This is a genomic window from Eggerthella guodeyinii, assembly GCF_009834925.2.
Lineage (GTDB): Bacteria > Actinomycetota > Coriobacteriia > Coriobacteriales > Eggerthellaceae > Eggerthella > Eggerthella guodeyinii.
In genome coordinates, this window is record NZ_CP063310.1 from 3,852,523 (window position 1) to 3,875,894 (window position 23,372).

20 protein-coding genes are annotated in these 23,372 nt (G+C 66.1%); 5 read left to right on the forward strand and 15 right to left on the reverse strand.

Features of this window, described 5'->3' with window-relative positions; all coding sequences use genetic code 11:
• Nucleotides 1-171: 171 nt before the first annotated feature.
• The gene (locus tag GS424_RS16540; RefSeq protein ID WP_160941030.1) at nt 172-741 is read left to right on the forward strand and encodes a TetR/AcrR family transcriptional regulator; all 570 of its coding nucleotides are present in this window, start codon (nt 172-174) and stop codon (nt 739-741) included.
• A 60-nt stretch (nt 742-801) separates the two neighbouring features.
• On the opposite strand, the gene GS424_RS16545 is transcribed toward GS424_RS16540, so the two are convergent.
• The 4 genes from GS424_RS16545 to rpoN all read right to left on the reverse strand — a co-directional run bounded on the left by GS424_RS16545 (nt 802) and on the right by rpoN (nt 6,094).
• The gene (locus GS424_RS16545; protein ID WP_160941029.1) at nt 802-1,719 is read right to left on the reverse strand and encodes an electron transfer flavoprotein subunit alpha/FixB family protein; all 918 of its coding nucleotides are present in this window, start codon (nt 1,717-1,719) and stop codon (nt 802-804) included.
• Between the two features lie 10 nt (nt 1,720-1,729).
• Nucleotides 1,730-2,497, reverse strand: coding sequence for a putative electron transfer flavoprotein FixA (gene fixA / locus GS424_RS16550; protein ID WP_160941028.1), 768 nt, complete (start codon nt 2,495-2,497; stop codon nt 1,730-1,732).
• Between the two features lie 102 nt (nt 2,498-2,599).
• Complete coding sequence (locus tag GS424_RS16555; protein WP_244977598.1) at nt 2,600-4,519, reverse strand: sigma-54 interaction domain-containing protein; 1,920 nt, start codon at nt 4,517-4,519, stop codon at nt 2,600-2,602.
• 153 nt (nt 4,520-4,672) lie between these two features.
• Nucleotides 4,673-6,094: an RNA polymerase factor sigma-54 gene (gene rpoN, locus GS424_RS16560; RefSeq protein ID WP_160941026.1), complete on the reverse strand. Its 1,422-nt coding sequence runs from the start codon at nt 6,092-6,094 to the stop codon at nt 4,673-4,675.
• Between the two features lie 195 nt (nt 6,095-6,289).
• Between rpoN and GS424_RS16565 the strand changes: the two genes are divergently transcribed.
• On the forward strand, nt 6,290-6,718 hold the full coding sequence (locus GS424_RS16565) for a GNAT family N-acetyltransferase (RefSeq protein WP_160941025.1): 429 nt from the start codon (nt 6,290-6,292) through the stop codon (nt 6,716-6,718).
• Nucleotides 6,719-6,761: 43 nt separating this feature from the next.
• On the opposite strand, the gene GS424_RS16570 is transcribed toward GS424_RS16565, so the two are convergent.
• The 8 genes from GS424_RS16570 to GS424_RS16605 all read right to left on the reverse strand — a co-directional run bounded on the left by GS424_RS16570 (nt 6,762) and on the right by GS424_RS16605 (nt 17,366).
• Nucleotides 6,762-7,559, reverse strand: a complete 798-nt coding sequence (locus GS424_RS16570; RefSeq protein ID WP_160941024.1) for a TIGR03084 family metal-binding protein — start codon at nt 7,557-7,559, stop codon at nt 6,762-6,764.
• Between the two features lie 134 nt (nt 7,560-7,693).
• A complete protein-coding gene (locus tag GS424_RS16575; protein WP_154332403.1) occupies nt 7,694-8,869 on the reverse strand; it encodes an acyl-CoA dehydrogenase in 1,176 nt (391 codons plus the stop codon).
• Nucleotide 8,870: 1 nt separating this feature from the next.
• The gene (locus GS424_RS16580) at nt 8,871-11,486 is read right to left on the reverse strand and encodes an AMP-binding protein (protein WP_160941023.1); all 2,616 of its coding nucleotides are present in this window, start codon (nt 11,484-11,486) and stop codon (nt 8,871-8,873) included.
• Between the two features lie 21 nt (nt 11,487-11,507).
• Nucleotides 11,508-12,341, reverse strand: coding sequence for an enoyl-CoA hydratase/isomerase family protein (locus GS424_RS16585; protein WP_244977599.1), 834 nt, complete (start codon nt 12,339-12,341; stop codon nt 11,508-11,510).
• Between the two features lie 23 nt (nt 12,342-12,364).
• Nucleotides 12,365-14,461 (reverse strand): oxidoreductase, encoded by a 2,097-nt coding sequence (locus GS424_RS16590; RefSeq protein WP_160941021.1) that lies wholly within the window; start codon nt 14,459-14,461, stop codon nt 12,365-12,367.
• Nucleotides 14,462-14,486: 25 nt separating this feature from the next.
• The gene (locus tag GS424_RS16595; RefSeq protein ID WP_280527513.1) at nt 14,487-14,774 is read right to left on the reverse strand and encodes a ferredoxin family protein; all 288 of its coding nucleotides are present in this window, start codon (nt 14,772-14,774) and stop codon (nt 14,487-14,489) included.
• The gene (locus tag GS424_RS16600) at nt 14,771-16,063 is read right to left on the reverse strand and encodes an FAD-dependent oxidoreductase (RefSeq protein ID WP_160941020.1); all 1,293 of its coding nucleotides are present in this window, start codon (nt 16,061-16,063) and stop codon (nt 14,771-14,773) included. The genes GS424_RS16595 and GS424_RS16600 overlap by 4 nt, the downstream gene beginning before the upstream one ends.
• 34 nt (nt 16,064-16,097) lie before the next feature.
• Nucleotides 16,098-17,366 (reverse strand): MFS transporter, encoded by a 1,269-nt coding sequence (locus GS424_RS16605; protein ID WP_160941019.1) that lies wholly within the window; start codon nt 17,364-17,366, stop codon nt 16,098-16,100.
• Between the two features lie 298 nt (nt 17,367-17,664).
• On the opposite strand from GS424_RS16605, the gene GS424_RS16610 reads away from it, so the two are divergent.
• Both GS424_RS16610 and GS424_RS16615 read left to right on the forward strand, forming a co-directional pair.
• Nucleotides 17,665-17,943, forward strand: coding sequence for a type II toxin-antitoxin system prevent-host-death family antitoxin (locus GS424_RS16610; RefSeq protein WP_160941018.1), 279 nt, complete (start codon nt 17,665-17,667; stop codon nt 17,941-17,943).
• On the forward strand, nt 17,943-18,269 hold the full coding sequence (locus GS424_RS16615) for a hypothetical protein (RefSeq protein ID WP_160941017.1): 327 nt from the start codon (nt 17,943-17,945) through the stop codon (nt 18,267-18,269). Before GS424_RS16610 ends, GS424_RS16615 begins: the two co-directional genes overlap by 1 nt.
• A 76-nt stretch (nt 18,270-18,345) precedes the next feature.
• Here the strand turns inward: GS424_RS16615 and GS424_RS16620 are convergent, their stop codons facing one another.
• Nucleotides 18,346-19,587: a CaiB/BaiF CoA transferase family protein gene (locus GS424_RS16620; protein WP_160941016.1), complete on the reverse strand. Its 1,242-nt coding sequence runs from the start codon at nt 19,585-19,587 to the stop codon at nt 18,346-18,348.
• 131 nt (nt 19,588-19,718) lie between these two features.
• On the opposite strand from GS424_RS16620, the gene GS424_RS16625 reads away from it, so the two are divergent.
• Nucleotides 19,719-20,480, forward strand: coding sequence for an Hsp70 family protein (locus GS424_RS16625; RefSeq protein ID WP_160941015.1), 762 nt, complete (start codon nt 19,719-19,721; stop codon nt 20,478-20,480).
• 107 nt (nt 20,481-20,587) lie between these two features.
• On the opposite strand, the gene GS424_RS16630 is transcribed toward GS424_RS16625, so the two are convergent.
• Nucleotides 20,588-21,862 (reverse strand): MFS transporter, encoded by a 1,275-nt coding sequence (locus GS424_RS16630; protein WP_154332410.1) that lies wholly within the window; start codon nt 21,860-21,862, stop codon nt 20,588-20,590.
• 152 nt (nt 21,863-22,014) lie between these two features.
• A complete protein-coding gene (locus GS424_RS16635) occupies nt 22,015-23,259 on the reverse strand; it encodes a CoA transferase (protein WP_160941014.1) in 1,245 nt (414 codons plus the stop codon).
• Nucleotides 23,260-23,372: the final 113 nt, after the last annotated feature.

Sequence of the window (23,372 nt, forward strand, 5' to 3'; positions counted from 1 at the left end):
TTTGTGAACGTTGTTCATTAATGAACGAGGTTCATGTTAAGGAGCGAACGAGGGGAATGCAATACCGCGCACCCGTCGCCCACCGTTTCTTCACGAGCGGGGAGGCGCGTCTTCCTCTACAATGAGGGGCATCCTGTTCGAACCACGAACTTCCGCACGCGGGAGGTGCGCATGGGCAACAAACCCATCATCAGCAAGCAGCAGATCCTCGACACCGCCTTCGCGCTGGCCAGCGAGTCGGGCTTGGCGGGCCTCAGCATCCGCGACGTCGCGCGCGCCTGCAACGTGGCCGTGGGCACGGTGTACAACTCCTACCCCACCAAGAACGACCTCGTCAACGACGTGGTGGGCAGGTTCTGGAACGAGGCGTTGGCCGACCGCATGCCGCATGCCGTGGCCGGCGACGACTTCATCTGCTTCTGCCAGGAGCTTGCTCGGCAGCTGTCGGAAGCGCTCGCGAAGTTCCGCGACGACTGGCTCACCGAGATCGCGGCGCTCGACGCGCAGGGCCTGGCCGCCGCGCGTAAGCGCGAGGAAGCGTGCTTCGCGCACATCCGCCGCGGCCTCGTGGTGGCGCTCGAGCGCGATCCGCGCGCGGTGCGCGCTCGCCTGCACGACGCGCTGGCCCCCGAGCCGCTGTGCGCGTTCGTGTGGGACAGCATGCTGTCGTCCATCAAGCACGGCGACCCGAGCTGCCGAACCCTGTTCGCCCTGCTCCGCAGCACGGTGTACGAGGCCTGAAACGACCGCGAGGCCCCGGAAATCAGGGGCCTCGCTTCGCATCATGCGCGCTGCGGATGATTACAGGGCCGCGAGCGCGGGAAGCACCTTCTCGAGGTCGGCCACGAGACCGAGATCGCACTGCTTCATGAGCGGGGCGTTCTTATCCTTGTTGACGGCCACCACGAACTGGGATTCGGCCATGCCCACCGTATGCTGCACCTGACCCGACACGCCCAGCCCCACGTACACGTCAGGCTTGACGGTTGCACCGGAAACGCCCAGGTAGCGGCTATGCGCCATCCACCCCTCGCCTTCGGCGATGGGGCGAGAGCAGGCCATCTCGCCGCCGATGCGCGCCGCGAACCGCTGCGCCGCGCCCAGGTTCTGCTCGCTCTGGATGCCGCGGCCCACGCACACCACCACCTTCGCGGAGCCGAGGTCGACCACTTCCTCCTGCTTCTCCTGGCGCCCGACCAGCTTGATGGGGCCCGGCTCGATCGACGCCGCCGCACGCTCCACCGTACCGGGAGCCGGTGCCGCGTCGATCTCGAACACGCCCGAACCCACGAGCACGAGCGCCGCGCCGCGCGCTCGCTCGACGCGCTCGGCCGCGCCGCCGTACGCCATATGCGCCACCTCGACGCCCGCGTCGTCGAGCGCCACGCGCGACGCGTCGGTGACCACCGGCACGCCCAACCGCACGGCGAGGCGACCCGCCACGCACTGCGTGCGCTTCGACATGCGCACCAGCACCAGCGCCGGCTGCTCAGCCTCGAGGATCTCCTGGAATGCGGGGACGCAGTCTTCGTACAGCGCGCCTTCGGGGACGGCCCCGACGCGAATCACCCGCGCGCCCCAGGCAGCGATGCGCTCCGCATCGGCCTCGTCGCCTGCCCACAACGCCACCGGGCTGCCGCCCAGCGCCCGCGCTCCGCTGCACAGTTCCTCGTAGGGCTCAACCGCATCGGCGAACACCGCGATCGTCTTATTGCTCATGGAAGCCTCCTTACAGCCGCTCGCGCACGCGCGCCACGAATGCCTGAACCGTCTCGTCGTCATCGCCCTCGAGGATCTCGCACGCGCGATCGCGCTGCTCGGGCGCAAGCGTGCTCACCACCTCGATGGCCTCGTCGGCGCCGGCGAAGCCCACGTCCTCGAGCGAAAGCACGCGCGAGGGCTTCTTCCCCGCGCCCAGGATGTCCTTCATGGAGGGGATGCGAGGCGTGTTCATGTCGGCGACCACCGACAGCACGGCCGGGAGCGGCACGTCCAGGCGCTCCACCACGGTGCCGACGGTGCGCTCGACGTGCGCCACGTCGCCATCGAGCTCGATGGAGCTGACGGCGTTGATGACGGGCAGGCCCAGCACCTCGCCCAGCTGCACGCCCACCTGCTGCGCGTAGCGGTCGGCCGACCCCTCGCCGCACAGCACGAGGTCCACGTCGCCCAGCTGCTTGACGGCCGCCGCAAGCACCTGCGCCGTCGTGGTCGATGCGGCCTCGGGCAGCGACGCGTCCTTCACCGCCACGTTCTCCTGCGGGCCGCGCGCGAGGATCGCCTTCTTCAGCTTCGTGTCCTCCACGGCGTCACCGCCGGCGGTGAGGCATACGAGCGACGCCCCGTGCGCGGCCGCCAGCTGCGCGCCGGCTTCCACGGCGTTCAGGTCGTAATCGCCGATCTTGAGCGCAGCGCGCTCGAACGACAGCGTGCGGTCGGCCTGCACGACCACGTCCTGCTCGTCGGGCACGATCTTGTAGCACACAACGATGTTCATGAATCACTCCTTTTGCGTATCGGGAATGCGGTTCCGTGCATTCGGGAAGCAAAAAGCGTGCCAGCCTGTCGCGGCTGCCCTCCGTCCGGAAGGAAGCCGTCCCTAGAACGTATCGTCGATGCTTTCGAGCACCACGCGAACGCGCAGGTGGAGACGGTTGAGCAGCTCGGCCAGCTCGTCGTGCGTGAGGTTGAGCTGGCGCCCCACTTCCGCAAGGTCGCCTTCGTACTGCGCGAGGAGCGCCTGCACGAGCTGACGCTCCTCGGACGTCGCGTCGTCCTCAACGCCTTCCCGCATCGCGCCCGCGCTCTGCTGCATGGCCGCGGCAACGTGGGCGACCGGGCCGTCCGGCATCGTATTCGCCGCGTTCGCGATGTGCGGCGGCAGCGAATCGAGGGTGACGTTGGCGCCTTGGCCCTGCATGATCAGGCAGCGCTCCACGATGTTGCGCAGCTCGCGCACGTTGCCCGGCCAACTGTAGGCCTGCAACGCCTCGATGGTGTCGGCGGGGAAGGGCGTGCACGGCACCTCGAGCACCGAGGAAAGCTGCCCGTTGAAGTAGTCCACGAGCGGCGGGATGTCGGCGGCACGCCGCCGCAGCTGGGGCAGGCGAATCTCCACGAGGCTCAGGCGGTAGTACAGATCGCTGCGGAACTTCTTCTCGGCGATGAGGCGCTCGATGTTCTGGTTCGTCGCGGCGATCACGCGCACGTCCAGCGTCTTCGCCGTGTTCGATCCCAGCTTCGTGACGCTCTGCTCCTGCAGCACGCGCAGCAGGCTCACCTGCATGTCCACCGGCATCTCGCCGATCTCGTCGAGGAACAGCGTGCCGCCGTCGGCGTACTCGAACTTGCCCACCGCGCCCGTCTCGCGCGCGCCGGTGAACGCGCCGCCCTCGTAGCCGAACAGCTCGGTGGCCAGCAGGTCGCGCGGCATGGCGCCGCAGTTGATGGCCACGAACTCGCCGGCACGCCCGCTGCGGCGGTGCAACGCGCGCGCCACCACCTCCTTGCCCGTGCCCGTCTCGCCCAGCAGCAGCACGTTCGTCTTGATGGGAGCCACCTTCTGCACCATGCGGTCGATCTTCTTCCACTCCTCCGTCTCGCCGATGTAGTCGACCTTGTCGCCCGTGGGCATGACCGCGGCGTCGCTGCGGCGACCGGTCGCGCGCTTGGCATTGCGCTCGGCTTCGCCGCCGTCCTCGAACACGAGCATGACGAACGGCTCCTGACCGTCGATGTCCACCACGCCGCGCCGCACGAGGCTGAGCTCCTGCACGGCGCGCGAGCGGCCCTTCTTGAACGGCAGGGGCAGCGGCGCCTCCAGCTTCTCGGGAAGGTCGAGCACGTCCTGGGCGGTGAAGCCCTTGCCCAGATAGGCGCTCAGCGATTGCGACCCGTAGGAGTACTGCTGCCAATCGGGACAGTACGGCCGCATGCCCGCGTTGCCGCCCAGGATGCGGCCGCTTTGGTCGATGAGGAGCACCGGATGCTCGAACGCCAGCATGAGCGGCTTGAAGAAGTCCACGGTGGACAGCAGCGCGCCGGCCTTCGCGTGCGCGCGGTACAGGTCGTTCGTCAGCGACACGCCGATGCGGCACAGCTCCAAGGCGCTCTGGGGCAGCACGGCGAAGGGGCTGTTGATGTTGAGCGCGCCGTAGTACTTCCCCGCCGCGTCGAGGTAGGGCACCGACACGCCCGAGTACGTCTGGACGATGGCGCGGTAGTGCTCGAACCCGTCGACGCGCACCGGGCGCTTCTCGTACGCCACCACGGTGGCGTTGCCCGTGCCCACCTCCTCTTCGCGCGTGAACGTGCCGAACGTGCGCGGATAGGTTGCCAGGGGCGACATGAGCTCGAACACGAAGTTCTCGCCGTCCATGAGCGACACGTTGCACCCCAGCATCATCTCGAGGAACTTCATGACCGGCGCGGTCGCCCTGAGCGAGGCGGCGAAACGCGCCCGCTTCTCCTCGAGCAACGGGACGTTCTGATCGACGAAATCGCTCGACCATGGGTTCACGCCTGCCGCGCGGCACCGAATCCATGAGCGAGCTATTTCGGGGCGAACCTTGTCCTCGAGGATCGTTCCGGTGCTGACAAACGTTTTCCAGGCCTCTATCGCGTGTTCTTTTCGATATACCACGTACGCTCCCCTCCGTCTCGATTGAGAACCTTACCGTCTTCGCTGCGACTGCCGCCCGATGCCGAGCGCTTCCCGATACTTCGCCACGGTGCGGCGCTTGATGTCCACGCCCTCGCCGTTCAGGATGGTGGTGATGGTCGCATCGCTCAGGGGCTTGCGGCGGTCCTCCTGCGCGACGAGATCCTTGATGCGGTCCTTGATGGCCAGCGACGACAGCGCGTGGCGACGCTCCTCCGCCGAGCAGGCAACCGAGCTCGAGAAGAAGTGCTTGAGCGGGTACACGCCCCAGGGGGTGAGCACGTGCTTGTCCTGCACCGTGCGGCTGATGGTGGACACGTGCACGCCCAGCGCGTCGGCAGCCTGCTGCATGGTGAGCGGGCGCATGCGCGCATCGCCTCCGATGAAGAAGTCGTACTGCGCCTCCGCCAGGTACACGCCGAAGCGGTGGAGCGTCTGGCGGCGCTGGTCGATGTTGGCCAGCGCCGCATCGGCCTCGGCGCGTTTCTGGCCCAGCCACTCGCGCGCCTCGCCGTCCATGCGGCCCTGCGCGGCCATGCGATCGTAGGTTCCGTTGAGCACGAGCGTCTCCGACAGCTGGCCGGTCACGCGCACCGAGAACCCCGTCCCGTCGGGCATGATGGTCACGTCGGGCACGACGTACACCGTCCCCTTGCGCTGCGAGAACGACGAGCCGGGACGCGGGTCGAGCGTGCAGATGATATCGCGGATGGCCGAGAGGTCGTCGACGCTGACATGGTACGCGCGCGTGAGCTTCGTCGTGCGATTCTCGGCGAGATCTTCCAGGCTGTTCTGCAGCATCGCGCGAATCACCGGCGCATAGGGGACGTCGTCGTCGAGCTGCAGCATGAGGCACTCGGCCAGGTCGCGCGCACCCACGCCGCGCGGCGTCAGCGTTTGCACGAGCGCGAGCAGCCGCTGGCCGTCGTCCGTCGAGCAGCCCGCCTCCGCGCACACCGCGGGCATGCTGCCCGAGAAGTACCCGTCGTCGTCGATGTTCTCGATGAGGGCGTCCAGCACGAGACGGTCCCGCTCGCTGGCGCATGCTCCCGTCAGCTGCATGCGCAGGTGGCTCTGCAGCGTCTCGGTCTCGGAGCACTCGTCGCGCAGGCGCGCGAGATCGAACCCGTGCGCATCCCAGGCGATGGAAGCGGGACGCGCGTAGGCGCTCTCGGCGTCCTCGTCGGCGCCGCCGGAAGCGCGGTCGTCGTCTTCTTCGGGGATCTCCTCGAACGACAGGGAGGCGTGATCGTAATCGAAATCGAGCAGGGGATTGCGCTCCACCAGATCGCGCACGTAGGCATCGAGGCGCGTGACGGGCAGCGACAGCACCTCGAGCCCCTGGATGGCCGCAGGCGCCAATCGCTGCTTCGTGCGCAACGATACCTCGGAACGCGCTTCCATGCGAACGGCTTGGCTCGGGTACTCCGGCATGCAACCCCCTTGGTACGGTACGCTGGGGCCGTTCCCCTCGGCCAGCGCGTGGTTTTACCGACAAGCGGTGTCAATGCACCCATTTTAAGATGATTCCGTGAAATTTTCAACTAAATATGAGATATTATAAACTTTAGCACGATTTTTGCTAATTACTTCACTAATCTATGGATAAAGCTCAGGAAGGACCCCTTCATGACGTGCGATCCATGCACCCTCACCATTCGCGAAGCAACCGAGCACGACGGCGACACCATCGCGCGCCTGGCCGAGGATGCCGGCATGGGCACGCTCACCCCGCGCGGAACGTCGTACGTCGCGCTGAGCGAGGGGCGCATCGTCGGCTTCATCCGCATCGTCGAAGCCGAGGGCAGCTGGTACATCAGCCCCATCGTGGTCGATCCGCAGGCGCGGCGGCTGGGCGTCGGACGCGCCCTCATGGAGGACGCGCGGGCGCGCTACGGAGCGCTGCTGTTCGTCGCGCGCGGCCCGGCGGTCCCCTTCTACACGGCACTCGGGTGCGAGCAGGTGGCGCGCGAGCGCATTTCGCCCGACCTCGGCGAGGACTGCGACACGTGCCCCGATTTCGCCACCTGCTCCCCCGTCCCCATGATCTACCGCTGAAGGCCCCCAAGGGGACCGGCGCCTTCGGGGACCGTCCCTGCGCCTACCGCGGATTCTTCGCTTCCGGAGCCGGATCGGCGGGGCCGGCGTAGGTTTGCACGATGCCGGCGTAGGTGCGCGCCTCGTCGCCGACCACCTCGAGATCGGTGTCCATCCAGTTGCGGCGGCGGATGGCCACGAGCGCCCAGTCCTTCGCCGAGCCCTTGATGTAGTTCTGGTCGTTCGGCTCGCCCTTCGCCCACAGCTCGCCCGACGGCAGCGTCAGCTCGAGGTACAGGGGAATCTCGGGGTTGAACGCGAGGCCGTTCACGTTGTACATGTTCGGACGGCCCTGCCACGAGAGGAACAGCGTGGAGGTGATGCGCTCTTTCACCACGGGGTCGATGCCCAGCGCGTCGTAGAGGTCCACGCTGTGCGCCCACAGCTCCATGAGGCGCGCCGACGCGAGCGAGCGCACGGACATGGGCGGGATGCCGGCGGCCCACGGCACGCGGCCCTTGGGGCCCAGCTCCATGAAGGCGGCCGTCATAAGGGTGCGCTGCTCGCGCCACCAGTTCAGGATATCGGCGCCGCTCTGGTCGCGGAACGCCATCACATGGTAGTGCTCGTCCTGTTCGGACGCGGCGTCGGCCACGGCGTTCACGCTCTCGCCGCGCCCGGCCAGCAGCTCGACCGCGCAGTAGTCGAAGAACGCGATGTGGCAGATGACGTCCTTGAACGTCCAGGTGGTGCAGTACGACGCCATACGGTTCCAGTCGTCCTCGGTGAAGTCGGCAACGAGCGAATCAACCAGGGATTGCTCCGCAACGAGGTCGTCGACGGGATTGAAGATTTGGGGCATGATGAAGTCCTTTCTCGGTGGTTTGTGCACGCGCTCCATGCGCCCGCGAACCTCCTGCGGGAACGGTGCGTCGCGCGGCGGACGCAACCCGCGCATCCCGAAGGCCGATCCGCCGCGCACGAAAGCCAGACGACCTACTCCTGAAATTGCTTCTGGATGGCTCGTCCGGCGATGTGGATCATGATCTCGTCGGTTCCGGCCCCGATACGGTAGACGCGCTGGTCGCGCCAGAGACGCGAGATGCGGCAGTCCTTCGTGTAGCCGATGCCGCCCATCACCTGCAGCGCGGTGTCGCACACCTCGAAGGCGGCGCGGCCGCAGTACAGCTTCGCCACAGCGGAGTCGATCTGCACCGACTCGCCGTTGTCGATCTTCCACGCCGTCTTGTACACCCAGTTGCGCATGTTCTCGATCTTCAGGTACATGTCGGTGATGTGCTCCTGGATGAGCTGGTTGCGCCCGATGGGCTTGCCGAACTGGATGCGCTGGGTGGCGTAGCGCGTGGCGTCCTCGAACGCGCACTCGGCGGCGCCCAGCGATTGGGCGCACGCCAGCAAGCGCTCCACCTCGAAGTTCACCATGGCCTGCATGAAGCCGTTGCCCTCGACGCCCACGAGGTCCTTCTCCTCGAGCTCCACGTCCTGCATGTGCAGCTCGCAGGTGTTGCCCATGTTCCAGCCGATCTTCTCGAGCGGCTCGATGGAGATGCCGGGGGTCAGGTTGCCCTCGTCGTCGCGCAGCGGTACCCACCACATGGAGAAGCGCGAGCGGTTGGCGCGCTCCTCGGGGTCGTCGTCGGCATCGCGAGCCACGCACAGCATGTACTTCGAATTCACGGCGTTCGTCATGAACGACTTGCTGCCGTTGAGGTACACCTTGCCGTCGCGACGCTGGTAGGTGCTGGCCAGCGCAGAGCTGTCGCTGCCCGCGCCCGGCTCGGTGAAGCCCAGCACGAATCCGGGGCGTCCCGCCATCACCTCGGCGAAGCACTGCTCCTGCTGCTCGGGCGTGCCGTACTCGGTCATGTCCTTGAGCGCGCACAGGTTGCCGTACACGTAGATGGGCGCGCCGTTCTTGCACACGCGCTCGGCCACCAGCATGAGCGTGGTCACGTCGACGGGGGTGCCGCCGAACTCCTCGTCCACGCCCAACATCTGGAAGCCGTTCTCCAGCAGCGCGTCGGTGAACTCGTGCGGCCATTCGTGCTTCTCGTCGCACTCCTTCATGTACTGCTCGGTGCAATAGCGCTCCATCAGCTCGTCGAGGCTCTCAAGCAGAAGCTGCTGCTCGTCGGTCAAACTGAAATCCATCTCATCGTTCCTTTCCTTCGGTTCTCCGTACGTAGTGCCCCATGAAATACCGGTACGCATCCCCCGCGCGCTCCCTGCGCACCCGCCCTTCGCCCCTGAGGTGGTCGAGGTGGGCCAGCGTTTCGCACACGATGATCCACCGCTGGATGATGGGGATCTCCTCCCAGGTGTCATGCGGAATGTTCCACGTGATGGACTTAGCAAGTTCCGTGCCAGTCATGCCGGGAACCTCGTCGATTCGCGCGAGAATCTCGTCGAGCCGCTGCTGGTGATGCTGGCGCAGCCACGCGATGCGCGCGGGCATGGCTTCGGCCTGCCGCCGCGGATCGACGAAGCCGTGGCCCATGCAGGCGAACGCCACCGGCAGCTGCGCCACCTTGTCCAGGCTGCGCAGGTAGTCTCCCAGGGAATCCGCCTCGTCGGGGAACGGCGCCATGTTGGGCGAGCTGTTCATCAGCACGTGGTCGCCGTAGAACATGATCTTCTGATCGGGCAGGTACAGGCATTGGTGCCCCGGCGTGTGCCCGGGCGTGTCCACGGCCCGCATCCGATAGTCGCCGTAGCGCACCTCGTCCCCGTCGGCCAGGTTCACGAAGCTCTCGGGCATGGGCCATTCCACGCGCGGGATGAGGCTGGCATCGGTGCGCTCAAGCTCGTCCAACTCGTCCGGCGGGAAGCCCTCGCGCGCCAGCCGCGCCTTCACCGTGCCGCGATACGAGCGCGCGCCCCGCCCGCGGAACACCTCCTCGTCGCGTGCGCTCAGGTACACGCGCGTGTCCTCGTGCGCAAGCGCCGCGACCAGCCCCAGGTGGTCGATGTGGAAGTGCGTAGCGAACACGTCGGTGCGCGCCATGTCCACGCGAAGATCCTGCAACGCCGAACGCAGCACCTCGTAGGACGCCTCATGGCTCACGCCGGTGTCCACCAGCAGGTTGCGCTCGTCGGTGACGATGAGGTAGGCGTTCGTGTAACCGATGGGCGTGCCGCCCGAGTACGGCACCTGGATGAGGTAGATGTCGGGGTCGCTGCACAGCTTCTCGTGGTGACGCGGCGCGGCCTGTTCCTTGCGCTCGTCGAAGTACGCGACGACGTCGAGCTTCCGCACCTTGCCCGCGCCATCGCGTCCCAGGTCGTCCATGAACACGACGTAGCGCGGCTTCTTGTAGCTGGCGATGTAGCCCTTACAGTGCGTCTGCACCTCGGCGGCCGTGAGGTTCGAGCCCGCACGCGGCTGGATGACGGCCGCCACGGCCTCCCCCATCACCGGGTCGCTCGTGCCGAACACGACGCAATCCTCCACATCGGGATGCGTGCGCAGCACGTTCTCCACCTCGGCGACGAACACGTTCTCGCCGCCCGACTTGATCATGTCCTTCTTGCGCGACCGCACGTAGTAGTACCCCTCCGCGTCGCGCATCATGAGGTCGCCCGTGCGCAGCCAGCCGTCGGGCGTGAACGCCTCGTCGGTGAGGTCGCGCTGCCCGTAGTAGCCGCGCATCACCGACGCCGAGCGGAACAGCGCTTCGCCCACCTCGCCGTCGGGCACCTCGCAGCCGGCCTCGTCCACCACCTTCATCTCCACGTGCTTCATCGGCCGCCCCACGCTCTCCAGCAGGGGCGAGCCGGCCTCGAGCATCGCGCGCGTGATCTTCAGGCTGCTGCCCGCGCCGCTTTCCGACTGGCCCCAGCCGTAGTTGAGCACCGCGTTGGGGAACTTGTCGTAGATGGCCTGGATGATGGGCTTCGTGGTGGCCCCGGCGGCGCTCTGCACGAGGCGCACCGAGCTGAGGTCGCACTGGTCGATGGTGGGGCACCGCAGCAGGCGCAGGTACGTGGTGGGCGGCAGCAGAATCATGTACGTCACCCGGTAGAACTCGATGAAGTGGAGGATCTGCTCGGCGTTGAACGCCTCGCAGATGACCAGCGTCGCCCCGGCCGCGAACGTGATGGTGAACCAGCTGTGGCCGCCGTGGTGCTCGAGCGGGCACTGGATGAGCACCACGTTGTCGGGGTCGTCGCCGATGCTGTTCGAGTCCATGATGGCATCGAGCTCCACGAGGTCGGCGGCATGGGTGCGCGCGGCCCCCTTCGGCAGGCCCGTGGAGCCGCCCGTGTACTGGATGCGCGACAGGGCGTCCGGGTCGCGGAACAGCGGGGGCTCGGCAGTGCCGTGGCCGGCGCACGCCCTCTCCAGCTCCAGCGCGCCATCCACCTCCCCGCCTGCGCTGACGAGCGCCACGTCGGCCGAAAACGCGCGCGCCGCCTCGGCCACCGCCGCAGCGAACTGGTGGGCGAACACGAGCACCTCGGCCCCGCTCGCGTTCACCAGATAGCCGATCTCGCGCGGGATGAGCTTGTAGTTCAAAGGCACGGCCACCGCCCCGAGCTTCTGGATGGCATAGTACACCTCCAGAAGCTCGGGGCAGTTCGGCAGCAGGTAGGCCACGCGATCGCCCGGCCGTACGCCCAGGTCGCCGGCGAGCATGCCCGCCATCTGGTTGATGCGGTCGTTCATGGCGCCGTAGGTGATCTCGCGTCCGTCGAACACGACGGCCGTTTTATCGGGATGCGCCTGCACGCTTGCCAGGAACGGTTCCGCTACGTTGCACTGTGCCATATCGTCTCACCTTCGCAGGGTTCAGCGGGCAAATTTCTCCATGGTGGCGGCGTACGCCTTCGTCGTCGTGCAGAACGGCGACGCCGTCGATTCGGCTTCCAGGCACGCTTCCAGATTGCCGTCGGCAAGCCCGTTCATGATGTTCTTCGTCAGCTGGATGGACGCGTCGGGCATCCCCGCCAGCTGGCGCGCGAACCAGAGCGTGTCGGCTTCCAGGGTTTCGGCCGGGAACAGCCGGTTCACCACGCCCCAGTCGTACAGCTGGAGCGCGGGGATCTTGCCGCCGAAGAACAGCAGCTCCTTGGCACGCTGCGGACCCACCAAATCGGGCAGCAGCTTCATCATGCCCATCTCGGGCACGATGCCGATCTGGCAGAACGCCGGCACGAACTGCGCGCGCTCGGACGCGCACACGAGGTCGGACGCGCACACGAGCGCGAATGCGCCGCCCACGGCGTAGCCGTCCACCATCGCGATCACCGGCTTCGACATCGTGCGGATCGTGCGGATCACGGCCAGGTACCGGCGCAGCGTCTTGCGCGCGCCCTCGGGGCCGGGCTCGAGCGCGGGGCCCTGATCGAGGTCCCCGCCGCTCGAGAAGTCGGTCCCCGCGCCGCGCAGCACCACCACGCGCACGCCGTCGTCGACGTCCGCCGCGCGCAGCAGCCCGTCGAGCTTGCTCATCATCTCGCCGGACAGGGCGTTCTTCTTGCGCGGCTGGTTCAGGTAGACGACCTCGATGCCCCCTTCGAGCCGCTCGGCGTACACGACGTCGTGCGCGGAAGCGCACGCAGGAGATCCGTCGGCTCCGGCGATTTCGCCGCCTTCGCTCGGGATGACAGGTTGTTCGGTCATAGCACTCACTCGCGTTTCCTCTCCTACAGCGCGCATGCCGCGCGATAGCCCATCTTGGTTGCGTCGGCGATGCGCCCCGGCGTCTCGCAGTCGCCCACGAGGTACACCTCGTTCACGAGCGGCTTGCATGCCTCGCCCAGATCGTGGTTCTCGGCAAGACCCAGCGTGATGGCCACGGTCTTGGCGGGGATGAACAGCTCCTTGTCGCCCTCCGGCGTGGTTTGCACGGCCTTCACGCCCTCCTCGGTGATGGCCGTAACGCGCGTGAGCGGGTACATCTCGACGTTCTCGGCCTTCTTGAAACCGCTGATCAGCCCGAAGCGGTCCGAACCGCCCACGTCGAAGCCCACCTTCTTGCGCTCCTCGATGATGGCGGTGGTGCGGCCCGTCTCCATGCACAGGTGGCCGAACTCGCAGCCCGGCAGGCCGCCGCCGACGATGGCGACGCTGCGGCCGATGGGCCACGGCGACTTCTCGGTCATCGTGCGCGCGAACGACGGCGTGTAGTACATGCTGAGGAACAGCGAGCCCGCACCCCACATGAAGCTGTTGAGCGCGCCCTTCTTCCCCGCAGGCTTGTGGCCGTTGATCATCTCGAGGAAATCGTGCGACGACACGACGTTCTTGCCGTCGGCGCCCGGCACGTCCAGCCCCACGGGCTTGCCGCCCACGGCCACGATGGCCGCGTCGGGCTTGGCCTGCCGCACCGTCTCGGGCGTGACCTTCGTCTTGAGGTGCACGGTGATCTCGGGATGCTGCTTCACCTGCGTGAGGAGGTAGTCCAGGTAGCGTTCGTGGTAGGGGCTGAAGATGCTGCTCATCTTCACGCATCCGCCGAGGCGCGGGCCTTCCTCGTACAGGTCCACGGCATGGCCGCGCTGTGCCGCCGTCAGCGCCGCGTTGATGCCGGCCGGCCCCGAGCCCACCACCATCACCTTCTTGGCGCTCTGCGCCGGCGGAAACGCCTCGTGGTCGAGCTCCTCGCCCAAGCGCGGGTTCACGCCGCAGTTGTTGAGCGGTTTGCCCTGGCTCACCACGTCGTCCAAGCAGCGGCAGCACACGATGCACAGGCGCATGTCGCAGGTGCGGTCCTCCATCACCTTGCGGGGCAATGCCGGGTCGGCGATGCTGTAGCGCAACCCGGCCACCACGTCCATCTTGCCGTCCTGCAGGTTCCGCTCCATCACGCGCGGATCGGTGTTGCGGTACCCCTGCGCCACCGGCTTCTTCGCCACGGTCTTGATCTGCTGGGAGATGAACGTCCAGTGGCCGTCCTCGATGACCTTCGTGGTGAGCGGCTCGCTGGTCTCGTGCCAGCCCACGGCCAGATCGTGCAGGTCGCAGCCCGCTTCTTCCAGCATCGGCGCGATGCGCAGCGCCTCCTCCATGGACAGGCCCGGGCCCGCGGGGCTCTTGATGAAGTCGACGGGCGACCAGCGCACCACGATGGGGAACTCCGGCCCCACCGCTTCGCGCACGCCGCGGATCACCTCGAGCGTCAGCTTCACGCGGTTCTCCAGGCTGCCGCCGTATTCGTCGGTGCGGTTGTTGGTGGCGAGCGCCATGAAGCGCGACAGGATGCCGCCCACGCCGGCCATGACTTCGATGGCGTCGAATCCGGCCGCCTTGCACACGCGCGCCGCGTTGAAGAACTGCTGCTTGAACGCCTCGATCTGCTCGAGCGTCATGGCGCGGAAGCCGCCCATGAACTTGAGGATGGCGATATCGGACGGGCCGTAGGGGCCTTCCGGCGTCTCGGCGTCGGGCTTCCAATCGTGTACGTAGTACGGCTGCGCGCAGATGAGGCCGCCGTGCTTGTGCACCGGCTCGACCAGGTAGCGCTGCAGGTCGGGAATGCAGCTTTCGTCGTAGCAGCTGGGCAGTTCGTGGATGTGGTCGGGGTCGATCTCATTGCGCTTCCACGGGCAGATGGTTTGGATGATGAGGGCCGTCTGTCCTTCGGCCCGTTCCTCCAGGTAGTTCGCCAAACGCTGCGTGGGACGGTTGTCCTTCGTCACGTAGCCCGCGCCCGGCGACATGGACGTGGTGATCATGCGGTTCTTCAAGGTGACGCCGTTCACCTGCAACGGCGATCCCAGGATGGGGTACTGCGTGCTCATAGTCTCAAGTCCTCTCTCGGTGTTCCTAACCCAGGCGAAATTCCACGCCCATGCCGCCGCGCGGGTAGTTCCACGACGTGATCACCGTGCCCTTGGCGGCCACGAGGCACGTGCCGCACTCCAGGCATCCGGCGTAGTCGAAGCTCAAGTTTCCCTGCTCGTCGATCACGTACAGGCCCGCCGGGCACAGCTTCGCCAATCGTTCGATGTCGTTCCTGCTGGCCGCCTTGTCCGCTTCGATGTGGGCGCACTCCTCGTCTACGTGGAACTTGTCCGCGGCAAGCTTCTCTTCAACCGTCATCTGCTGGATCACAGCGCCTTCAACCCCTTTCGCGCATCGTTCGCCAGGGCCATGAGGCCCACGCCCTTCGCGGCCGCCAGGGCCTTCTTCGTCAGCTTCTTCGGCGGCGCTCCGTCCACGCGGAACATGCCCAGCATGAGGTCCTCCAACATGACGGGGTACTCAATGAACATGCGCCGCGTCTGCTCCATGAAGGAGGGGAAGCCGCGATAGAACCTCAGGTCCTGCATCACGAAGCTCTCGTCGAGCAGCGTGCGGTACACGCCCAGGCTGGCGGCGCCGTAGTCGTCGGCTTCGCGCGCCTTGAGGATGGCCTCGGCCGCCAAGCGTCCCGATTCGATGGCGAAGTCCATGCCGCGCACGCAGTAGCCGGTGTTCAGCCCGAAGCCCGCGGCGTCGCCCGCGATGAGCACGCCGTCGCGCACGAGCTCGGGGACGGCGGCGATACCGCCCTCGAGGATCATGCGGCCCGTGTATTCGCGCAGGGTGCCGCCCTCGATGAGCGGCGCCACTACGGGATGGCGCTCCAGGCGCTTGAGCATCTCGGGCACCGAGGTGTCGCTGTGGTCGATGTCGCCGATGGTGGTGACCACGCCCAGCGAGATGCTGTCGCGGTTCGTGTACAGGAAGCCGCCGCCGATGTGCCCGTCGGTGCACGACCCGTCGAACAGCCAGGCGCAGCCCTCGCCCGGCGCGCAGCCGAAGCGATCCGACACCGTTTTCTCGTCCAGCTGGATGACCTCTTTGGCCGACACCGCCATGGCGTGCGGGTCGAGCGGCGCGACCATGCCCAGCTTCTGGCCCAGCAGCGACACCGCGCCGTCGGCCAGCAGCACCACCTTCGCCTCCATGTCGTCCTCGCCCGCATGCACGCCGCACACGCGGCCGTCGCGCACGATGAGGTCGTCCACGCGGATCTCGTTGACGAACAGCGCGCCCTCGTTCTCCGCCTGCTCGGCCAACCACTGGTCGAACGAGGCGCGCAGCACCGCGTACGAAGCGCACACCGGCGCGCCCAGAGACGTGCTCGCGAAGTCCATCGTGGTGGCGCTGTCGTCGGTGAGGAACGACAGGCGCTCGCGCGTGATCAGCCGCTCCACCGGCGCTGATGCCGCGAAGCCCGGTATGAGCTTTTCAAGGCTGTGACCGTACAGGCGGCCGCCCGTCATGTTCTTGGAGCCGCTGAACGGGCCGCGCTCCACCACGACCACCTCCACGCCGGCCTTCGCCAACGCGTACGCCGCCGCGCAGCCGGCCAGGCCGCCGCCGACGATCATGACATCGAATACTTCTTCATCCACCGGGTCGTTCTCCTCTTTCTCTCGATTGCGCGATTTACCGATCGCTGCGCTTCCACGACTTCTGGGACAGCGCAAGCGTGATGGGAACCAGGACGACGGCCAGCACGTACAGGGCGATGACCAGGATGAAGCACAGGTCGAACGAGCCCGTCGTGTCGTAGATCATGCCGTACACCAAGAACGACACGGCCGTTGCGATGAAGATGCCCGTGGACACCCAGGAGTAGATTTGCGAGTAGTTGAGCGAGCCGAAGGCCGCGCGCGCCAGCATGGGAGCGATGACCGTGAGGCCCGCGTAGCCGCCGCCGAACACCACCATGCCCGCGTAGAACAGGGCCACGTTCTCGCCGGCGACGTAGGCGAGCAGGATGCCGATGGCGCCGCACGACGCGGCGATGATGCCCGTGTACTTGACGCCGATCTTGTCGTTGAGCGCGCCCAGCAGCAGCTTGAACATCACGCCGCCCACCATGATGATGGACACGGCCATGGCGCCCGCGCTCGCGCCCAGCGCGCCGTGCGCGGCGAACGCGGGGATCTGCTGGAAGAACGCGGCGCACATGACGAAGATGCAGGCCACGAGGATGAGCAGGTAGAGGCCGGGCGACTTGATGGCCTGCGCCACCGTGGCGCCCTCGTCGGCCTCGGGGGCCGCGGCGAGCTTGTCGTCGGACGCGTCCTTCTCGCCCGCGCCGAACGGCAGCAGCCCCATCACCGACGGGCTCTTGCGCACGAACGCCACCGTCAGCACCACCGACAGCACCGTGGTGACGATGGACAGCGCGGCGCGCGCCGTCTGCCAGCCGAACTGGTTGATCAGCTCTTGCCCCACCGGGCTGGCCACGGCGGCCAGGATGGACAGCACCGCCGCCGTGATGCTGATGGCCAAACCGGCGCTCTTCTTGAACCAGGCGTTGATCAGGACGGGGGCCGCGAGGTACATGTAGAACGCCGACGTCACGCCGTACACGACGCCGTAGAGGTTCCACTGCCACAGCTCGGTGGCGTAGGCGCTCGCCCACGACGCCAGGCCGAAGGCCGCCGACACCGCGGCGAGGATCCAGCGCGGGTTGTACTTCTCCATCAGCTTGCCGGCGATCGGCGCGCACACGGCTGCGACGAGCGGCTGGATGGTGCGGTACATGGTGGTGTCGGTTTGCGTCCAACCGAACTGATCCATCACCGGAGCGACAAAAATACCCGAGGTGTTGCCGACGATGCCCGTCGGAATCGAATAGAAGCCGATGCACCCGATAACGACGAGCCAAGCCCACACGGCTCCTTTGGTACGTGCAGTGCCCATGTCCTCATCTCCTTGTCTCAAAATCCCCTGAAACTTCCGATGGAGAACAGAAAGCAAATACCGTGCCAAGTTGGAATGGGACGGGGGCGGGACAAGAGACGGGGGGGAGGACGATGTCTCATTCGGAATGCTATTCGGCGAAGCGGGGGGGGGCGGGGAATGAGACATCGTCCCCGCCCCCCCCTGTCTCGCCCTATATCATTCCGGCATGCTGTTTGCGTAAGATTCCGATATCAAATCAGATAATTATCAGATAACCTGGTAGAATGAATCGAGACAAACATGACAGGAGGCTGGTATGACGGTGATTACAAAAACCACAACTGACCTGCAACGCAACATCGGCGAGGTCTCGGCCCTGTGCCGCGAAACACGTCAACCCATCTACATCACGCGCAACGGCGGCGTCGATCTCGTTGTCATGGATGCGCAGGCATTCGACGAGGCCATGGAGCTGCGCGATTTGGCTTACAAACGCGAAATGCGCACGTTGGAGGGGATCAAGCAAGGCCGCGATGAGATTCGGCGAGGTCTCGGCAGGCCCTATCGCGAAGTGCGCGAAGAATTGGGCCTTTGATGGACGAGCTGCACGAGGAGAACGGGCCGGAAACCTACGAGGTGATCATATCCCCTACGGCCCTTGAGGCGATAAGCACCATTGCCTCAAGGGCCGATAGGGCGAGAATCGACAAGGTCCTCTCCATTCTCGACACCGTCCCCGGAATCGGACGCACGTACGATCCCGTATACGAAGCCGCGAGACCCAAGGAGCCGGTAATGGTAGCCTACGCTGGACACTACAGCATCTATTATGAAGTGTCCGACGATCGCGGCGAGGTGCATGTCTACTATATCGAGGATCAGCGTCGCGACCCCTTGTCCCGATTCAGCGCTCGACCCTGAGACGTCAAACCCGTCTCTTCCAGTATTCCCGGAATGACGGGGCGAGACATACGTCGCGCCCCGTCCCCCTATCACATTACCCGAAGGGGCCGTTCTCCTTCTTGAGGAGCTGCTCGTCGTAGAGGCTGGCGACGTCGTCGGGCGTGGCGCCCAGCTCTTCGAGGATGTCCTCGTTGTCGGCGCCCACGAGCGGCATGCCGCGCCAAATCTGACCGGGGTTGTTCTTCATGCGGGGCACCACGTTCACCCCGCGGATGGATTCGTCGTCGTAGGAGTTCTTCCACGACGTGAAGCTTTCGCGCGCCTGGTAGTGGGGATCCTGCTCGGCCATCTCAAAGGTGTAGATGCGGCTGCACGGAACGCCCGCATCCAGCATGATGCGCTCGGCCTCCTCGGCGGTGTGCGACCCGAAGAACGCCTCCATCGCCTCCTCCAACACGTTACCGGCCTCGCTGCCGAACGAGATGACCGGCGTGCCTTCGGGGAACAGCTCGCTGCCGTACTCCAAACCGAACACGGGCAGCGCGGCGCGCACCACGCCGGGACCCAGGATGAGCGTGTAGATGGGCACGCCGTCCTGGCAGATGTAGGTGCCGTAGCCGGCGCTCGATGTGCTGTGCGACCCCTCGCGCACGGGCAGCGCGCCCGTGTTCAGGTAGTTCAGCGCATAGAAGCCCTCGCAGCGCAGCATGGCCTCGTACTGGGCAACGTCCACGCTGTCGCCCTTGCCGGTTCGCTGCGCGTTGATGTAGCCGGCCAGCGCGCCGATGCTGGCCATGAAGCCCGCGTAGTAGTCCGACACCTGGGGAAACGCGAGCACCGGCAGACGATCGGGATAGCCGTTCATCTCCATGAAGCAGCCGTAGGCCTGGCCGATGCCGTCGAACGAGGCGCGCGACACGTACGCCGGATCGCCCGTCTGACCGAAGCCCGAGATGTGCGCGATGGTCAGCTTCGGGTTGACCTCCCACAACGCTTCGTCGGTCATGCCCCACTTCGCCATCTGGCCGCCGCGGAAGCCGTCCACGAGGATGTCCGCCTGCTTGAGCAGCTCGAAGAACCAGGCGCGGCCCGCGCCGTCCTTCACGTTCATGCACAGCGAGCGCGTGTTGCGTCGCTCCATCTGCGTGCCCCACCCCTGCAACGCCTGATTGGTGGGACGCGAGGTGTCGCGGCCGCGCGGGCTTTCCACGCCGATGACCTCGGCGCCCAGGTCGGCCAGCAGGCTGCAGGCGAACGGGCCCGCGATGGCCATGGTGAGGTTGACCACCTTCACCCCTTGCAGCGGGCCGAACTTCGGGCAATCTTGAGCTTTCATACGGTTCCTCCTTCTCGACGTTGCCACCCAGGAGAGCGGCTGCGAAATCCACTGCAAAATTGATGCCAACATGGCATGATTTTTGCGATGATCGAGGCAAGGGATACCCGATCGATGCAGGAGGAGCGACTATGGCGAGCAAGGCTTCCGACCTCTATCAGAATATGGTTCGCGTCGACGAGCCCGAGGCGCGCATACAGGTGGAGCTGCCCGACGGCCTGCTGCCTCTGGCCCTCAACGTGGAGCTGCCGGGCGGCTACGTGTCCGAGGTGGTCCCGAGCGACGTGCGCGTGCCCCATACGGCGTCCACGATGTTCTCCACGGCCGACTCGTTCCAGATGGCCGCGGAGTTCCACGTCCTCATGGGGAACCGCCCGCTCGCGCGCGACGGCATCGAGCTGTGCCGCATCCGAGTGCGCAACATCAAGTGGAGCGGCGCGGGCGTGCCCCAGATCGAGCTGCGGTTCGAGCTGGACGCGACGGGCGTCTTGACCGTGTCGGCCGCGAACCTGGACCGGAGCAACGCGGAGATCGTCGTGTTCACCGCCGGAGACGTCGTCACCCAGAGCGACATCCAGCAGGCCTTAGCCGACGCGCGCGAGCACGAGGCGGCCGACCGGGCCACCCGCGACCTCATCCAGAAGATGCTCGAGTGCTACGCGTTCATCGGGGCGACGAACGACTACTACAGCGCGGCGAAGAAGAAGATGAGCCACGGCGCGAAAAGCACGTACAAGCAAACCCGCAAGCGCCTCGAGAAAGCGCTGAGCGTGGATGTTGCCGACGCGACCGACGACACGGTGGTCGAGCTGCACGCCGCCGAAGCCGCCTTCCGCGCGCAGCGTCAGCAGATCCTCCCCCTCTACAAGCAAGTGATGGACTGGTACCGGTAACGAAGGGCGAGGCTGCCTCGACACCGTTTCCAAGCCACGCCCACCACGCAAACGGGCCGCCCAAAGGGGCGGCCCGTTGTGCGATTGGGTGCGAAGCGCGGGCGAGCTTACTTCTTCGCCCAGGAGCGGCGGCCCATCGGGACGATCACGAGCGAGCAGATGAGCGTCACCACGTAGAAGCCGATGATGAGGTAGAAGCAGCCGGCGAACGATCCGGTGATGTCGAAGATTTGCGCGTAGATGAGCGCCGAGAAACCGGAGAACACGTTGAGGCCGGTGGCCACCATCGAGAAGATGTTGGCGTAGTCCTTCTGACCGAACGCCTGGCGGCACGCCATGGGCGGCACGATGTTGAGCGCCGCGAAGCCGATGCCGAACAGGAACACGCCCACGTAGAACATCATGGCGTTGTCGACGCTGAACAGCACGATGGCGATGCCGAGCGCGCCGAAGACGCTGGCCACCACGCCGGAGACGCGGGCGCCGGTGTGGTCGCACAGCCAACCCAGGCCGAACTTGCCGAACAGCTGGCCGATCATGCACACGGTCACGCCCATGGCGCCCACGGCCGCGCCGAGCGCGCCGGTGGAAGCATAGGACGAGAACTGCTGCATCATGCCGGCAGCGATCACGAAGAAGCCGGCCATGATGATGAGCAGCCACAGCGCGGGATTCTTGCGCGCCTGCGCAGCCGTGGCGCCCTCGTCGGCGGCAACGTCGATAACGGACTTGGCCTCGGACTTTGCGGATGCGACCTCAGCAGCGCCGTAGCCCCAGGGCAGCACGCCCATCTTCTCGGGCGACTCGCGCAGCAGCGCCGCGGTCAGCACGACGGACGCAACAAGCGCGATCACGCTGATGATGATACGGGCGGTGTGCCAGCCGTAACCGCTGATCCAACCCTGGATAACCGGGCTCATGAACGCGCCCAGCAGCGACGCGCACACGCCGATGACGCCGATGACGGTGCCGTTGCTCTTGGCGAACCAACGGTTGATGAACGTCGGCGTGGCGATGTACATCCAGAACGCGGCGGACGCGCCGTACAGCACGCCGTACACGTTCCACTGCCACGGCTCGGTGAACCAGGCGCACGCGAGCGATGCCAAGCCGAACACGGCGGCGGCAGCGGTCATCACCCAGCGGGGATTGAACTTGGTGATGAGCTTGCCGGCGAACGGCGTGCAGATGGCCGCCACCCACGGCTGGATGGACATGTACAGCGTCGCGTCGGTGCGGGACCAGCCGAACTCCTCCATGACCGGCGACGCGAACAGGCCCGCTTGGTTGGCCACGAAGCCAAGCGGTATAGCGTAGAAGGCTACGCAGGCGATGGCGATCGCCCATGCGTAGTTGCTACCCTTCATTGTTTCAGATCCCATAATGCCTCCTTTGTCGAACGTAGAATCCCCAACGCTCTAGCGATAAGCAAAATCCATGCCATCGTTAGGGCGTCAGAGGATTTCCCTTTCCCTGCCCGCCCGGCGACGCGGCCCCGATCGAAGCGCATCGAGGCCGCCGATCGCCCGGCGCGTTATTCGCCCTTGCGCAGCACCCCCTTCTCGTACAGCAGCTCGATCTCCTCTTCCGAGTAGCCGAATTCGTTCAGCACGTCTTTCGTATCGGCGTCGTACTTCGCGCCGCCGCGCACGATCTTGCCGGGATGCTTCTTGAAGCGCGGGATCATGTTCACCTGCTTGACCGTCTTCTGCGTGATCTCGTCGTAGCAGTCGATGAACACCTCGCGCGCCTGGTAATGCGGGTCGTTCAGCATCATCTCGTAGGTCATGTGGGGGCTCACCGCCACGCCCATCTGGCCGAAGATCTGGTTGACCTCCTCAACCGTGTGCTCCTCGCACCAGCTGTCGAGGGCGGCGCGGAACTTCGCGGCGCGGTCGGGCAGCGGCTCGTCGAGGCTCTTGCAGCCGGGTTTGCGCGTGATGGAGGGGTACGTGCCGAGCGGCTGGAAATCGGGATCGTCGGCGAACCCGAAGAACTCGACGAGCTTCTTCACCGGGCCGGCGCCGCCCACGGCCACCTGGCAGTAGCCGTCCTTGCACTTCTGCGCGCCGGCGCAGGCGCCCACGAGGTCTTCGTTGCCGATGCGCATGGGCTGGATGCCGTGGTTGATGCCGTCGGACAGCGTGGCGCCCTGCAGGCGCACGAGCGCCTCGAACTGGCAGCAGTCGATGGACTCGCCCTCGCCCGTCTCGCGCGCGCGGATCACGGCGGCCAGCGTGGCCCATGCGCCCATGAGGCCAGTCATGAAGTCGCCGGTGAAGGGCTTGGTCACGCTGGGCGGGCTATCCGGGAATCCGTTGAGGTTCGAGTAGCCCGAGAACGCCTGGCCGATGGGATCGAACGATGCCTTGCGCACGTAATCCGGATCGCCCCAGTTGCCGAAGCCGGAAATATGCAGGATGACCAGCGCGGGGTTCGCCTCCCACAGCACCTCGTCGGTAAGCCCCCACTTCTCCCAGGTGCCGCCCTTGGACGACTCGACCAGCACATCGGCCCACTTCACCATCTGCAGCAGGATCTCCTTGCCCTCGGGCGAGGGGATGTTGAGCGTGATCATGCGCTGGTTGCGGCGATCGACCGACCATGCGTCGCCGTACATGCGGTACATATCGGGCGCCACCGTGCTTTCCAGCTCGATGACGTCGGCGCCTTGCTCGGCGAACAGCTCGCAAACGAACGGTGCCGCGATGACGGCGCCCGCGTTGAGCACCTTCAAGTTCTGCAAGTTGCCGAACTTGGGGCGATCCGATGACTTCATGTGCGTTCCTCCTTGTGTCCTGATCCCGTATCCTGCGTCGCCCGCGCTTGCGGGACGACAACCTTCTCTGGCCTCCCCATAGCAACTACCGTGCCAATCTTTCCCTCTTACTT